Source organism: Aquabacterium sp. (assembly GCF_021768455.1).
Lineage (GTDB): Bacteria > Pseudomonadota > Gammaproteobacteria > Burkholderiales > Burkholderiaceae_C > Aquabacterium.
The window spans coordinates 1-14,331 of record NZ_JAIZVX010000111.1 but is presented as its reverse complement, the minus strand read 5'-3'; the positions used below and the strand labels follow the sequence as shown (position 1 = coordinate 14,331).

11 protein-coding genes are annotated in these 14,331 nt (G+C 69.5%); 8 read left to right on the top strand and 3 right to left on the bottom strand.

The genetic code is table 11. The features are described 5' to 3' along the window. Window positions 1–1,160 (top strand): MFS transporter (locus QZ994_RS14265; protein WP_290872879.1); only part of this gene is annotated, 1,160 nt, incomplete at its 5' end. Between the two features lie 204 nt (window positions 1,161–1,364). Continuing rightward, window positions 1,365–2,168, top strand: a complete 804-nt coding sequence (locus QZ994_RS14260) for a fumarylacetoacetate hydrolase family protein (RefSeq protein WP_290872876.1) — start codon at window positions 1,365–1,367, stop codon at window positions 2,166–2,168. Here the strand turns inward: QZ994_RS14260 and QZ994_RS14255 are convergent. Together QZ994_RS14255 and QZ994_RS14250 are read right to left on the bottom strand one after the other, a co-directional pair. Beyond that, window positions 2,146–2,550 carry a VOC family protein gene (locus QZ994_RS14255; RefSeq protein WP_290872873.1) on the bottom strand — a complete coding sequence of 135 codons (405 nt, stop codon included), beginning with the start codon at window positions 2,548–2,550 and terminating at the stop codon, window positions 2,146–2,148. The two genes, QZ994_RS14260 and QZ994_RS14255, sit on opposite strands and share 23 nt — an antisense overlap. 32 nt (window positions 2,551–2,582) lie before the next feature. Next, complete coding sequence (locus QZ994_RS14250; protein WP_290872870.1) at window positions 2,583–3,515, bottom strand: LysR family transcriptional regulator; 933 nt, start codon at window positions 3,513–3,515, stop codon at window positions 2,583–2,585. 103 nt (window positions 3,516–3,618) lie between these two features. Here QZ994_RS14250 and QZ994_RS14245 point away from each other — a divergent pair, with 103 nt between their 5' ends. The 4 genes from QZ994_RS14245 (at window position 3,619) to QZ994_RS14230 (ending at window position 9,886) form a co-directional block, all read left to right on the top strand. Then, window positions 3,619–4,755, top strand: a complete 1,137-nt coding sequence (locus QZ994_RS14245; protein WP_290872867.1) for a muconate cycloisomerase family protein — start codon at window positions 3,619–3,621, stop codon at window positions 4,753–4,755. 12 nt (window positions 4,756–4,767) lie between these two features. Further along, window positions 4,768–5,058, top strand: a complete 291-nt coding sequence (gene catC / locus QZ994_RS14240; RefSeq protein WP_290872864.1) for a muconolactone Delta-isomerase — start codon at window positions 4,768–4,770, stop codon at window positions 5,056–5,058. A gap of 48 nt (window positions 5,059–5,106) precedes the next feature. Then, complete coding sequence (locus tag QZ994_RS14235) at window positions 5,107–6,027, top strand: dioxygenase (protein ID WP_290872861.1); 921 nt, start codon at window positions 5,107–5,109, stop codon at window positions 6,025–6,027. Window positions 6,028–6,160: 133 nt separating this feature from the next. After that, complete coding sequence (locus QZ994_RS14230; protein WP_290872858.1) at window positions 6,161–9,886, top strand: DUF748 domain-containing protein; 3,726 nt, start codon at window positions 6,161–6,163, stop codon at window positions 9,884–9,886. 2 nt (window positions 9,887–9,888) lie between these two features. Here QZ994_RS14230 and QZ994_RS14225 read toward each other — a convergent pair whose 3' ends face one another. Further along, window positions 9,889–12,360, bottom strand: a complete 2,472-nt coding sequence (locus QZ994_RS14225; protein ID WP_290872856.1) for a hybrid sensor histidine kinase/response regulator — start codon at window positions 12,358–12,360, stop codon at window positions 9,889–9,891. Between the two features lie 265 nt (window positions 12,361–12,625). Here QZ994_RS14225 and QZ994_RS14220 point away from each other — a divergent pair, with 265 nt between their 5' ends. Together QZ994_RS14220 and QZ994_RS14215 are read left to right on the top strand one after the other, a co-directional pair. Further along, window positions 12,626–13,924 carry a sugar ABC transporter substrate-binding protein gene (locus QZ994_RS14220; RefSeq protein WP_290872853.1) on the top strand — a complete coding sequence of 433 codons (1,299 nt, stop codon included), beginning with the start codon at window positions 12,626–12,628 and terminating at the stop codon, window positions 13,922–13,924. 149 nt (window positions 13,925–14,073) lie between these two features. Then, window positions 14,074–14,331 (top strand): flagellar basal body protein (locus QZ994_RS14215; RefSeq protein WP_290872850.1); only part of this gene is annotated, 258 nt, incomplete at its 3' end.

The window sequence follows — 14,331 nt, the reverse complement described above, 5'->3', positions numbered from 1 at the left end:
GCTTCGTCATGGCGCTGTTTCTGGCGGGCTGGGCCACCTTCTCCCTGCTGTACGGGGTGCAGCCCCTGCTGCCCGCCATGGCCGCGCACTTTGGCGTGAGCCCGGCGCAGAGCTCGCTGGCGCTGTCGCTGTCCACCGGCTGCCTGGCCTTCGCCATCCTGGGTGCAGGGGCGGTGTCGGCCAGCGTGCAGCGCCGACCGCTGATGTTCGCCTCGATGCTGGCAGCGGCCCTGCTCAACATCGTGGCGGCCCTGGTGCCGCACTGGCACACCCTGCTGGTGGCGCGCGCCCTGAGCGGTCTGGCCCTGGGTGGGGTGCCCGCCGTGGCCATGGCCTACCTGGCCGAAGAGATCGAGCCGCCTGGCCTGGGCCTGGCCATGGGGCTGTATGTGGGGGGCACGGCCTTTGGCGGCATGAGCGGTCGCGTGGTGGTCAGCGTGCTGGCCGAGCACCTGGGTTGGCAGCATGCCCTGGTCACGCTGGGCGGCCTGTCCCTGCTGGTGGCGGGCGGCTTCTGGTGGCTGCTGCCGGCCTCGCGCCACTTCCGGCCCCGGCCGCCCCAGCCCTGGCGCGAGCACCTGGGCATCTGGCGGACCCAGCTGCGTGCCCCCGGCCTGTCCAGCCTGTTTGCCATCGCCGGGCTGTTGATGGGCGCCTTTGTCACGGTCTACAACTACGGCGGCTTTCGGCTCATGGCCGCGCCTTATGGCCTGAGCCAGGCCCAGATCGGGCTGATCTTCGGGGCCTATGTGTTCGGCATGGTCTCGTCGGCCACGGCCGGTGCGCTGGCCGACCGCTTCGGGCGCTGGCCGGTGTTGCTCAGCGGCCTGCTGTGCACGGTGGTGGGCCTGGCCCTGACCTGCCTGGCGCCCCTGGGCGCGGTGGTGGGGGGCATCGTCGCCCTGACCATCGGCTTTTTCGTGGCCCATGCCGTGGCCAGTGGCTGGGTGGGGCAACTGGCCGTGGGCAGCAAGGGGCACGCGTCCTCGCTCTACCTGCTGTCGTATTACCTGGGCTCCAGCACCATGGGCTCGCTGGGCGGCTGGTTCTGGGCGCATGGGGCCTGGCCGGGTGTGGTGGGCTTCTGTCTGGCGCTGCTGGGGCTGGCCCTGTGGGCGGCCTGGCGCCTGCGGGCCGTGGGGCGCGCGGTGCCGGCCTGATCCGCCGCGCTGTTTTGCACGCCTGGGTTGCCTGGCTGAGTCGCGCCGGGGCATCACGCCGAGATACAGGGCTGTTCCCACGCTGTTTCGGCCACGGCGGGGTGTTCACATCGTGGGATGTGGCCGTATCCTTGCCACATGCCTTCTGCGTGTCAAGGTTGACATGCAAGCTGGAGACCCCACACCGTCGCCCTTCGCCCCACCATGTCGACTTCCACGCTCGCCCCTGCCTTGCTCACGCCTGATGCCATCCAGAACGCGGCCCGCTTCCTGGCGATGCGGCGCCTGCGTGGACGCCAGGGGCCGGTGCTGCCCGAGGCCTGCCGCCCCCACACGCTGGACGACGCCTTCGCCATCCAGCAGGCCATGGTGCCCCTGACGGGCTGGCCCGTGGGGGGCTGGAAGTGCGCGCTGCCCTCCGAGGGCAAGCTGGTGGTGGCGCCGCTCTACGCACCCAGCATCCAGAGCGGTGACGGCGCCCAGGTCTGGGCCCGCGACGGCCAGGTCCGCATCGAGCCCGAGCTGGCCTTTGTGCTGGGCCTCGACCTGCCGGCCCGCAGCCAGCCCTACACCGAGAAAGAGGTGGACGCCGCCATCGTGCGCACCCACCTCGCGCTTGAACTCATCGACTCGCGCTACGACGCCGCGGCCGAACCCACTTTTGAAGACAAGCTGGCCGATGGCCTGGTCAACCAGGGCCTGTTCCTGGGCCCTGAGCTGCCGGCCGAGGCCGCCCGCCAGGCCGCTGCCTTCGAGGTCCGTCTGCAGGTGGGCAATGCCCCGCTGCAGGTGCTGGCCGGGTCACACCCCGATGGCCTGCCGCGCAAGGGGCTGTATTGGCTGGCCGAGTTCCTGCGCGCCAAGGGCATCGGCATGAAGGCGGGGCAGGTGGTGATCACCGGGTCTTATGCCGGCGCGCCCTGGGTGCCGCTCGACACCCCCATGAACGTCCGCTACGAAGGCCTGGGCCACGCCACCTTGTCGCTCAAGGCGCGGGCCGCTGGCTGAGCTCGTAGAGCTCCAGGGGCAGGTCGTCGGGGTCGGCAAAGAAGGTGAAGCGCTGGCCGGTCAGCTCGTCGACCCGGATGGGCTCGGTGACCACGCCGTGGGCATGCAGGTCGGCCACGGCTGCGTCCAGATCGGCGACCGAAAACGCCAGGTGGCGCAGGCCGCGGGCCTCGGGGTAAGAGGGCCGCGCGGGGCGATCGGGGAAGGAGAACAGCTCGATCTGGCCGCCATCGGGCAAGGCCAGGTCCAGCTTCCAGGATTGCCGGGCCTCGCGGTAGGTTTCGGCCACGATGGCCAGGCCCAGCACCTCGGTGTAGAAGCGCTTCGAGAGGGCGTAATCGCCGCAGATCACGGCGACGTGGTGGATGCGTTGCAGGTGCATGGGGTGATCTTATCGGCCCGGCCGGATTCGCCTCAGCGCGCGGCGGTCAGCGAGGGCGGGTTGGGAATGGCTGCGGTGAGCGGCGCCTGCACGGTTTCGCGCACCAGGGCCTCGAAGGCCAGCAAGAGGGGTGATTGATCGCCCGCCCGCTGGTTCATGGTCACCGGCGAGTCGATGCCTTGTTCTTTCAGGGGGCGGTAGGCCACGTCGGCGCGCTGCAGGGCCTGCACCGGCGCGGGCACCAGGGTGATGCCGATGCCGGCCGCCACCAGGCCGATGGCCGTCTGCATCTCGTTGGCCTCCTGGGCCACCACGGGCTGCAGGCCACGGTCGTGGAAGTGGGCCAGCACCTGGTCCGCAAAGCTGGGCCGGGGTTGGGCCGGGTAGATCAGCAGGGGCTCTTCGGCCAGGCGGGCCAGGCTCAGGCTGCGTGAGCTCAGCAGGCGGTGGCGGGCGGGCAGGGCGGCCACCAGCGGGTCGCGCGCCACCACCTCGCTGCTCAAGGCGGGGTCGTTCAGCGGCAGGCGGCCGAAGCCCACGTCGATGCGGCCGGCCTTGAGCGCCGCCACCTGGTTGACCGTGGTGAGCTCGCTCAGGCCCACCTCCACCTGCGGGTGCGCGGCCCGAAAGCGCCGGATCACCTCGGGCAGAAAGCCATACAGGGTCGAGGGCACAAAGCCGATGCCGAACCAGCCCTGCCCACCTTGGGCGATGCGGCGTGTGGCCTCACGGGCCTCCGCCAGGCGGGCCAGGGTCTGTACCACCTGGGCATGGAAGAAGCGCCCCGCGGGCGTGAGCTGCAGCGGCCGGGCCGAGCGGTCGAACAGCACCGCGCCGATCTCGTCTTCCAGCTGGCGGATCTGGCGGCTCAGCGGAGGCTGGGCGATGTGCAGGCGCTCGGCCGCGCGGCTGAAGCTCAGCGTGGTGGCCACGGCATCGAAATAGCGCAGGTGGCGCAGCTCCATGGTGTAGACCTCAAAGGTATGGAAACGGACCGATTCGATATTGGACGACCGCACTGTACAGCGACAAGATGCACCCATGCCCGCTGAACACACCATACCCACCATGTCTGAAGACCACGCCGCCGTTCGCATCGAAGCCATCGAGGCCGTGCTGGTCGACCTGCCCACCATCCGCCCGCACAAGCTGGCCATGACCGTCATGAACGGTCAGACCCTGGTGATCGTCAGGGTGCGCTGCAGCGATGGCATCGAAGGCATCGGGGAGACCACCAGCATCGGCGGCCTGGCCTATGGCGAGCAGTCGCCAGAAGGTGCCAAGCTGGCCATCGACCAGTACATGGCCCCGTTGCTCATCGGCCAGGACGCCACCACGGTGCAGGCCACCCTGGCCCGCATGGGCCGCCAGGTGCAGGGCCAGTCGCATGCCAAGGCCGCCATCGAAACGGCCCTGCTCGACGCCCAGGGCCAACGCCTGGGCCTGCCCATTCACGCCCTGCTGGGTGGCACCGACCTGAGCAGCCTGCCTGTGCTCTGGACCCTGGCCAGCGGCGATGCCGCCCGCGACGTTGAAGAAGGCCTGAGCCTGATCGAGCAGCGCCGCCACAAGGTCTTCAAACTCAAGATCGGCCGCCGCAGCGTGGCCGAGGACGTGGCCCACGTGGCCGCCATCCGCAAAGGCCTGGGCGATGCCGTGCCCCTCACGGTGGACGTGAACCAGGCCTGGAGCGAGGCCCAGGCCATGGAAGGCATGGCCGCCTTGCAGGAGATCGGCCTGATGCTGGTGGAGCAGCCCATCTCGGGCCGCAACCGCCGCGGCATGGCCCGCCTGGCAGCCCGCTTTGACGTGCCCCTGATGGCCGACGAAGGCTTCAACGACGCGCAGGATGCCTGCGACATCGCCCAGACCGGCGCCGCCGACATCCTGGCGCTGAAGATCGCCAAGGCCGGGGGCCTGCACGCCACGGCCAAGGCTGCGGTGGTGGGCGAGGCCGCGGGCCTGGGCCTGTACGGCGGGACCATGCTGGAAGGCAGCATCGGCTCCATCGCCTCGGCCCATGTGTTCGCCGCCGGCCCGGCGCAGGCCTGGGGCACCGAGCTCTTCGGCCCCCTGCTGCTGAAGGACGACATCGTGCAGGAGCGCCCCGCCTACCGCGACTTTGCCCTGCAACTGCCCACCGGCCCCGGCCTGGGCCTGAAGCTCGACACCGACAAGCTCGCTTTCTACCGCCGCAAGGCCTGATCAGGATTCCCCATGCTGTTCCACGTTCAGATGACCGTGCGCCTGCCGCACGACATGCCCACCGCGGTGGCCGACGAACTCAAGGCCCGCGAGAAAGCCATGGCTCAGGGCCTGCAGCGCGATGGCACCTGGCGCCACCTCTGGCGCATCGCCGGCCGTTACGCCAACGTCAGCGTCTTCGATGTCGAGAGCCCCGCGGCCCTGCACGAGTTGCTGACGCGCCTGCCGCTCTTCCCCTACATGGACATCGAGGTCCAGGCCCTGTGCCGCCATGCCTCTTCCGTGCACGAAGATGACCGCTGACGCGGTCACCTCGATCCTTTGGCCCTTTTTTTCACCCGGAGACAAACCATGAAGAACGAGATGAACCAGGCCGAACTGCTGGCGCGCGTCAACACGTCCCACCAGGGCGGTGGCAGCGAGCGTGTGCGCGCCATCAGCGCCCGCATCGTGGGCGACCTGTTCAAGGCCATCGACGACCTCGACATCCAGCCCGACGAGTTCTGGGCTGGCGTGGACTGGATCAGCCGCCTGGGCGCCAGTGGCCAGGCAGGCCTGATCACCGCAGGCCTGGGCTTTGACCGCCTGCTCGACATCCGCCAGGACGAGGCCGATGAGCGCGCCGGTCTGGCCAAGGGCACGCCCCGCGCCATCGAAGGCCCGCTCTACGTGGCCGGCGCCCCCAGCTTCAAGGGCGAGGTGGTGCTCGACGAAGGTGCCGACCTCAAGGGCGACGTCTTCGTGATGGAAGGCCAGGTGCTGGACACCCATGGCAAACCCGTCCCGCACGCCCTGGTCGACGTCTGGCATGCCAACGACCATGGCCGGTATTCGCACTTCGACCCGGCTCAGCCTGCCTACAACCTGCGTCGTCGCATCGAGACCGATGCCCAGGGCCGCTACCGCTTCCGCAGCTGCCTGCCTCCTGGCTACGCCATCCCCCCGAACAGCCCGACCTCCGAGCTGTTCACGGCACTCGGTCGCCATGGCAACCGTCCGGCCCACGTGCACTTCCTGGTGGCCGCGCCGGGCCTGCGTGCCCTGACCACCCAGGTCAACATCTCGGGTGACCCGTTCATCCACGACGACTTCGCCTTCGCCACCCGCGACGACCTGATCGTCGAAGTGCAGAAGGGCGTTTCGCCGGCCGGTTACGAGTCCCTGGGGCTGACCCAGCCCTTCGGCCTGGTCCGCTTCAACTTCACGCTGCAACCCGCCCGCGACGAGGACGAATCGGCACCCAAGTCCCGCATGGCTCGCGCTTTGGGCTGATCCGGCCCGCACCACCGCCCCTGGTCTCGGGGCCGCTCACGAGGCGGTGACCTGAACCCTGGGCGGTATCATCGAAAGACCCTGTCTGGGCCATCTGGCCGGATGGGGTCTTTTCATTTGCAGAGGTGTACGCATGGACCAGCCCGGGGTCTCCCAGCCCGTTGACGTCAAGCCGCAGGGTGGTCCTGCCCGCACAGGGCCTCGCCCTTCACGCTGGTGGCGCTGGCCTCTGGGCTTGGGTGCGGTGGCCGCGGTCTACACGGGCGTGGTCGGAGCCTGGCTGCCTGGCTTCGTGCGGCCCCGGGTGGAGGCGGTCGCCAGCCAGGCCCTGGGTGCACCGTTTGCCCTGGGCGAGCTCAGCATTCAGCCCTGGACCCTGACCGTGGCCATGGGCGATGTGCGCCTGGGCCCGGCCGAGGCTCCCTGGTTCACGCTCAAGCGCGCCGAGGTGCGCCTGTCGCCTGAATCGCTCTGGCGTATGGCGCCCGTGGTGAGCCGCGTCGAGGTGCTGAGCCCCCGCGTGAACATCGAGCGCCAGAGCGCCGAGCGGCTCAACATCAGCCCCATGCTGGACCACCTCCGTGCCCAGCCCAGCGCCCCCTCGACGGGCGAGCCCGCGCGCTTTGCCGTCTACAACATCGCCCTGCGCGATGGCGAGGTGCACTACAGCGACCGTGTGCTGAACCAGGCCCACCATGTGGCGCACCTGAAGATCAGCCTGCCCTTCGTGTCCAACCTGCCCAGCTTCGTGAAGGTGGAGGTTGAGCCCGCCTTGTCGGCCCGGGTCGATGGCAGCGCCTTGTTGATCGAAGGCCGTACCCTGCCTTTCACGCAGGGCAAGAAATCGGTTCTGGATGTGAGCCTCCAGCAGGTGGCGCTCAAGCCCTTGGCCGAAGCCGCCAAGCCCTTCCTGCCGCCGGGCTGGCAGCTGGCCGTGCCAGAAGGCGAATTGGCCACCACGCTCAAGCTGCAGTTCGAAGAACGCGCGGCACCCGCCGTGGCCAGCCTGGTGGTGCAGGGTGGCCTGACGGTGAACAAGCTGGCCGTGCAGGCCAGCGGTCTGCCGGGCATGGGGCCGCTGGAGACCGGCTGGTCGAACCTGTCGGTGCAGGGCATCGAGGCCCGCCCCCTGGAGCGCCAGGCCCGTGTGGGCAGCGTCGCCCTCGATGGCCTGCGCCTGGCTTTGAAGCCTGCGCCCGCGCCCGCCGTGCCCGGCAAGCCTGTCGCCAAGCCGGCTCCCCAGCCCGTCGAGACCCAGCCCACCACCGCCGCACCCTGGCAATGGCAGGTGGGCGAGCTGCGTGTCAACGCGCCCACGCTCGATGCCCAGACCGAGGCCAGTGCCCCCTGGCCCGGCCTGCGCGACCTGAGCCTGCGCATCAAGGGCCTGTCGGCCGCCGAGGGCGCTGCGCCGGCCTCCTGGCAGCTGGCCTGGCAGGACACCGCCGGTGGCCGCTTCCAGGCCGAGGGCGATGTGCAGCTGGCCCGTTCGCAGGCCCGTGCGCAGTTCCAGCTGGCACAGCTGCCTTGTCTGCCCTGGTTGGACCCGGTGGCTAAGCAGGCCGCCTTCCAGGCCTTGCCCCTGCAGCTTCGCCAGGGCACGCTCGACCTGGGCGCCACGGTGTCGGCCCAATGGGCGCCGGCCGAGGCCCTGTCGGTCACGCTCTCTCAGGGCCAGTTGGCGCTGAACCAGGTGCAGGCTCGCGCCAGCCAGACCGCCAGCAAAGAACAGGTGAGCTGGTCGGCGCTGACGCTCGATGGCATTCAGGCCGAGCTGAAGGCTTCAGGCCTGCGGCGCGCCTCGGCCGAGGCCTTGACCCTGCAAGGACTGGACGCCCGCCTGACCCGCGATGCCCAAGGGCGTGTGCTCGGCTTTGGCGGCGCACCCGGTGCCGTGGCCGAGCCCGCCAGGGCGGCGCCTGCCCGCAGCCGATCTCCGGCCGCCACCGCGCAGCCTGCCGCCACGCCCACTTTCGCCCTGGGCACCTTGCGCTGTCAGGCCTGCCAGCTGCGGTTCACCGACCAGGCGGTGAGCCCGCCCGCCGAGCTGAGCCTGAGCCAGACCGAGCTCAGCGTGCAAGGCCTGTCGCAAGACCTGAGCAAGCCACTGGCCATCGACTTCCGCACCCGCGCCCAGGGGCCTGGCCAGCTCAGCTTCAAGGGCGAGGTGCGCCCGCAGCCGCTGGACGTGCGGGCCCAGCTGGGCGTGCGCAATCTCGAGTTGCGTGTGCTGCAGTCCTACATCGATCCGCTGGTCAACGTCAGCCTGGCCGGTGCCAAAGCCCAGGCCAATGGCCGTCTGCAGCTGGCCGATGACCCACGCAAGGGCCTTCAGGCACGCTACCAGGGCACGCTGGGCCTGACCGACCTGCGTGTGCTCGACCGCCTCAACGAGGCCGACTTCCTCACCTGGAAGGCCTTGAGCCTGCAAGGCATGGACGTCGCGTGGCGCGGCGGCGAGCTCGACGCGGCCCTGGGCCGCATCGCCCTGCAGGATTTTTACGGCCGCGTCATCGTCAACCCCAACGGCAAGCTGAACCTGGCCCAGGTGATGCGACAGCCCGATGCCGAGGCCCAGTCGCTCACCACCCCGCAGGCGCCCGGTGCCCAGCCGGCCCCGACCGTGAAGGTGGCGCCGGTGGCCGTGGCGGCTGCCCCTGCATCCACACCCGCCTCTGCATCCGCATCCGCATCCCGCATCCGCTGGGACCAGATCCAGCTCAGCCGGGGCCGGGTCGATTTCACCGACAACTTCATCAAGCCCAACTACTCGGCCCGCATGACCCAGCTTGAGGGCCTGATCTCGGCGGTCTCCTCGGCCAAGCCCGAGCCTGCCACGGTGAAGGTGGCCGGTGCCATCGACGACGGCGCGCCCCTGTTGATCAGCGGCCAGCTTCAACCGCTTGGCCCCAAGCTCTTCACCGACATCGAAGGCTCAGCCAAGGGCATCGAGCTCACGCGCCTGACACCCTATGCGGCGCGCTACGCGGGCTATGCGATCGAGAAGGGCACGCTGTCGGTCAAGGTGCATTACAAGGTCGATGGCGGCAAGCTGCAGGCCGAGAACCAGGTCTTTCTTGACCAGCTCACCTTTGGCGAGAAGACCGACAGCCCCGATGCCACCAGCCTGCCGGTGCGCTTTGCCGTGTCCCTGCTGAAAAACAGCAAGGGCGAGATCGACATCAACCTGCCGATTTCCGGCTCACTGGATGAGCCTCAGTTCTCGGTGGGGGGTATCATCTGGAAGGTCCTGGTCAACCTGGTCACCAAGGCCGTGACCGCGCCCTTTGCCCTGCTCTCGGGTGGGGGCAGCGACGAGCTGGGCTTCGTGCCCTTTGCCCCCGGCAGCGCCGAACTGGGCCCCGAGGCCCGAGCCAACCTCGACAAGCTGGCCACCCGCCTTGGCGACCGGCCAGCGCTGAAGCTGGAGGCCACCGGCCGCGCCGATCCCGCGGTCGATGCCGAAGGCCTGCGCGAGGCGCACCTGGATCGCCTGCTCGCGGCCGCCAAGGCCAAGGCCCTGAAACAGGACCCCGCCGAGGTGGTGGTGGCGCCCGCGGAGCGCGACACCTGGTTGGCCGCCGCCTACAAGGCCGCCGACATCCGCAAGCCCCGCAACCTCGTGGGCCTGGCCAAGACCCTGCCACCGGCCGAGATGGCCGAGCTGCTCAAGGCCAGCGCCCCCGCCGACACCGAGGCCCTCAAGGCCCTGGCCAACCGGCGTGGCGATCAGGTCAAGGCCTACCTGGCCGCGCGCATGCCGCCGGAGCGCGTGCTGCTCACGGCGTCGAAGCTGGGCACCGAGGGCCTGCCGCAGGACAAGGGACCGAGCAGCCGCGTGCAGTTCGAGGTGCGCTGAGGTCAGCCGACCGATGCCGTGCGGCGCTGGCTGCTCGGCGCGCTGGCATCCAGCCACTTGAGCAGGGTGGGGTAGAGCACGGCCACGTCGATGGGCTTGTTCAGGTGTTCGTCCATGCCCGCTTCTTCGCAGGCCTGGCGCTCCTCCTGCATCACGCTGGCCGTCATGGCCAGGATGGGCACCCGCCGCCCCTGAGGCGTGCCACGGATGCGACGCGTCGCCTCCAGCCCGTCCATCTCGGGCATGTGAACGTCCATCAGCACCAGGTCGATGGGCTCGCGCTGGAAGGCGGCCACCGCCTCTTCGCCCGTTTGCGCCAGCACCACCTGCAGGCCGGCCAGATTCAGCAGTTCGCTGGCCAGCATCTGGTTGACCGGGTTGTCTTCGGCCAGCAGCACCGTGGCGCCCGGGTGACGTTGGCGCAGCGTGGCTTCGGGCTCGGTGGCCTGCACGGCGCTGGCGGCCGGTGCGGGGGCCACCGCCGTCAGGCCTTGCACCGCGGGCGACAGGGCGGGCAGCAGCGGCAGGGTCACCACGAAGGTGCTGCCCTTGCCTTCGGCGCTCTGCACCGTGATCTCGCCACCCATCTGCTCGACCAGGTCGCGGGTGATGGCCAGGCCCAGGCCAGAGCCCCCAAAGCGCCGCGTGGTGGAGTTGTCGGCCTGCTCGAAGGGCCGGAAGATGTGCCCCAGTTTGTCGGCCGGGATGCCGACCCCGGTGTCGCGCACGGTCAGGCTCACCCGCGCGGGGCGCCCTTGGGTTGCATCGGCTGGCTGGGCCAGAAAGGCTTCCAGCGTGACCTCGCCTTGTTCGGTGAACTTCACGGCGTTGCTCAGCAGGTTGATCAGCACCTGCGACAGGCGGGTCGGGTCGCCACGCCACCAGTCCAGCTGCAGGCGGTTGTCCAGCCGCAAGCGCAGCCCCTTCTGGCTGGCCTTGTCGCCGACCATCTGCAGGCCGCGCTGCAGCAGTTCGGGGATGCGGAAATCGATTTCCTCCAGGCTCAGCTTGCCCGACTCGATGCGAGAAAGGTCGAGGATGTCGTTGATCACCCCAAGCAGGTGCTGGGCGGCCGCGTCCATGGCGTCGAGGCGCTGGGGGTTCTCGGCATGGCCGGGCTCGCGCCGCAGCAGGTAGCACAGGCCGATGATGGCGTTCATGGGCGTGCGGATCTCGTGGCTCATGTTGGCCAGGAAAGCGCTCTTGGCCCGGTTGGCCGCGTCCGCCTTGTCGCGGGCCAGGCGCAGCTCCTCGGTGCGTTCGGCGATCAGCTCTTCGAGGTGGTCACGGTAGCGTTGCAGTTCTTCGGAGGTGGTGGTCAGGGTCCGCATCTGGGCTTGCAGGCTGCCGTCCAGTTCGTACAGGCTGTGGGCCAGTTCGCCCACTTCGTCTCGGGCGCCGTTCAGGCCCTGATCGGCCAGCGGGAAACTCACCGCTTCGCCTTCGCGGCGCCGGCGTGCGGTCTCGGCCAGCTGTCGCAGCGGACGGGAGACGTGGGTCGCCAGCAGCCAGCTCAGGGCCATGAAGATCAGGGCTGCCGCCATGCCCACCATCAGCGCCCTTTCGCTCAGGGTGTGGGCCGTGCGCAAGGCGGTGTCGGCCGGCTCGCGCACCACCAGGGTCCAGTTGGGGGCGTCCGGGTCGTCGGCCAGCTTCAGCGTGGCGGTGGCCGTGAGGTAGTGGCGGCCGTCGTCCCAGGGGATCACCGCCGGTTCCTTGGGGATGCTGTCCGTTTCGATGCCTGGCAGCGAGAGCGCGACCGGGGTGTTGACCAGGCCTTCCGGGCCGATCACCACCAGGCCCTCGGGCGAGATCAGCATGCTGTCGACCTGTTTGTCAGGCGGTGTGCGCGGTGTGGCGGGTGGGACGCTGCTGTCGGCCCGCAGGTCGACGTCGCGGGTCAGGGCCTGGTGCACGCCCCGGATCCAGGCCCAGTCCAGCTTGGCCACCACCACGCCGATGGTCTGGCCGTCGTAATCGATGACGGGCACGGCCAGCTCCAGCAACTGTGGCGGCTGGCCATGGCTGTCGCGCGGCAGGTAGGGGGCCAACAGGCCGGCCCCCTGGGGGCTGCCGATGTAGGGCTGGCGCAGGGCCTGCTGGAACCAGGGGTGGTCGCCCAGGTTTTCGCCTTCGAGCAGGGCGCCGGTCGCCGAGATCACCTGGCCCTGCTGGTTGAGGTAGGCGATCCAGCTCAGTTCGGGGTGGTGGGTGAGCGTCTGCTCCAGCAGGATGCGCAGGCGGCCGGGTTCGATCAGCCCGCTGCTGACCTCGGGAAGGGCTCCCACGCGGTGGATGCGGGCCAGGCGTTCGGACAGCGCCAGCGACAAAGAGCGCCCCAGGAACTGCGCTTCGCGTCGCGCCGCATTGCCGGCGGCCGCCTCCAGCTGGCGCAGCTGGTTCTGTTCGACCAGCCAGGCCAGCAACACGGCAAAGAGCAGCCCGCTCAGGCCCATGACCAGTGCGAACCGCACCCGCACGCTGCGTCGGGGCCACGTCAACCAGTGTTGACCTGTTGTGCGCATGCTGGACCGCCTGATCACCCTGTCTGCTCCGGTTGAGGGCAGCCTCCGGGTGCCGGGTGGGCGCCAGGTCTGCCTGGTTCAGCAGGGCGTAGGCCCACTGATTCAAGATCGATTGTGTCGAACTTGCCTGGCCTTGTCAGCCAAGGCTTGCCCCGCTTGTCAGCGTGGCCCGATTCGCTTAGGGTCGTGGCCTATTTGGGCTCTGATCGACACCATGAAACAGCGGGTCCTGGCGATCGGGTTGCTGTGCGCCTGCGTGCACGCCCTGGGCGGCGAGCTGCGCACTGCCACGGTCAACAACGGACACATGATCACCATGCAGCGCATGGGGGCCGAGTTCGAGCGCACGCACCCCGGCACGCGCCTGACCTGGGTCACGATGGAAGAGGGCGCCCTGAGGCAGCAGATCGCGACCGACATCGCCACACGCAAGGGGCGCTTTGATGTCATGACCATCGGGGTGCTGGAGGCGCCGATCTGGGGGCGCCGCGGCTGGTTGCGACCCGTGCCCGACGACCCGGCCTACCAGGCCTTCGATCTGCTGCCGGCCATCCGCCAGAGCCTCTCCGACAACGGCGTGCTCTATGCCTCGCCTTTCTACGGCGAGAGCAGCATGACGCTCTACCGCACCGACCTCTTCAAGGCGGCCGGCCTGAGCATGCCGTCCCAGCCCACCTGGGAGCAGATCAAGGGCTTTGCCGCCCGCCTGCACCAGCCGGCCAAAGGGGTCTACGGCCTGTGCCTGCGCGGCAAGCCGGGCTGGGGCGAGAACATGACCCTGATCACGCCCATGGTCAACAGCTTTGGTGGCCAGTGGTTCAACATGGACTGGCGCCCTCAGCTCGACACCCGCCCCTGGCTGGACGCCGTCCGTCTCTACACTGAACTGCTGAACCGGTACGGCCCCCCGGCGGCGGTGGCCAATGGCTACAACGAGAACCTGGTGCTCTTCAGCGAAGGGCGGTGCGCGATGTGGGTAGACGCCTCCGTGGCCGGCGGGTTCGTGAACCGTCCTCAAGGCTCGAGGGTGGCGGGCAAGGTCGGCTTTGTGCGCGCGCCCTACGGCACCTCGCCCAAAGGTGCGCACTGGTTGTGGGCCTGGGCCCTGGCCGTGCCGACCAGTTCTCGCCAACCTGATGAGGCCATGGCCTTCGTGAAGTGGGCCACATCGAAGGCCTACATCGACCTGGTGGCGCGCAGCGAAGGCTGGTCCGCCGTGCCCTCGGGCACCCGCCTGTCGACCTATGCCAACCCGGCCTTCATCAAGGCCAATCCGCACGCCGAAGTCGAGCGCCAGGGCATTGCCTCGGCGGATCCGAACGACAGCACCGTGCCCCCATCGCCCTACACCGGCGTGCAACTGGCCGTGATCCCCGAATTCCAGGCGATCGGCACGGCCGTGGGCCAGCAGATCGCCGCCATCCTGAGCGAAGGCGTGAGCGTGGAAGACGCCCTGGGCCGCGCGCAACAGGCGGCCGAGCGGAAAATGCGCGAGGCGGGCTACCTGAAGTGAGGCGCCCGCCATCGCCGAAGAAGCGGCGCTCAAGGCCGTGTTTTCGGTCGATTTCGCCGGATCTGCACGGTTCCGGCCGGCGCCCGCCGAGTGGTGCGGCGCCGCGGCGCCCCTTGCCCGAACATGGCGGGCAGAAGGAGACGCCCACCATGAGCATCACCAGCACCACGGCCCTGAGCGGCGTACAGGCCGCGCGCCTGCACCTCGACAGCGCCGCCCACAACATCGCCAACATCGACACGCCCGACTTCCGGCGCCAGCAGACCCTGCAGCAGACGCTGGAGCCCGCCGGCGTGCAGACCAGCGCCACCCAGTCGGACACCACGGGCAGCGCGCTCGAGACCGACCGGGTCGAGCAGATGGCCGCGAGCTACAGCTTCCAGGCCAACCTCAAGACCCTCAAGGTC

Excerpts from the sequence above, each read along its gene's own strand:
- QZ994_RS14260 (WP_290872876.1), top strand. The coding sequence starts at position 1,365 with ATGTCGACTTCCACGCTCGCCCCTGCCTTGCTCACGCCTGATGCCATC.
- QZ994_RS14255 (WP_290872873.1), bottom strand. The coding sequence starts at position 2,550 with ATGCACCTGCAACGCATCCACCACGTCGCCGTGATCTGCGGCGATTAC.
- QZ994_RS14250 (WP_290872870.1), bottom strand. The coding sequence starts at position 3,515 with ATGGAGCTGCGCCACCTGCGCTATTTCGATGCCGTGGCCACCACGCTG.
- QZ994_RS14245 (WP_290872867.1), top strand. The coding sequence starts at position 3,619 with ATGTCTGAAGACCACGCCGCCGTTCGCATCGAAGCCATCGAGGCCGTG.
- catC (WP_290872864.1), top strand. The coding sequence starts at position 4,768 with ATGCTGTTCCACGTTCAGATGACCGTGCGCCTGCCGCACGACATGCCC.
- QZ994_RS14235 (WP_290872861.1), top strand. The coding sequence starts at position 5,107 with ATGAAGAACGAGATGAACCAGGCCGAACTGCTGGCGCGCGTCAACACG.
- QZ994_RS14230 (WP_290872858.1), top strand. The coding sequence starts at position 6,161 with ATGGACCAGCCCGGGGTCTCCCAGCCCGTTGACGTCAAGCCGCAGGGT.
- QZ994_RS14220 (WP_290872853.1), top strand. The coding sequence starts at position 12,626 with ATGAAACAGCGGGTCCTGGCGATCGGGTTGCTGTGCGCCTGCGTGCAC.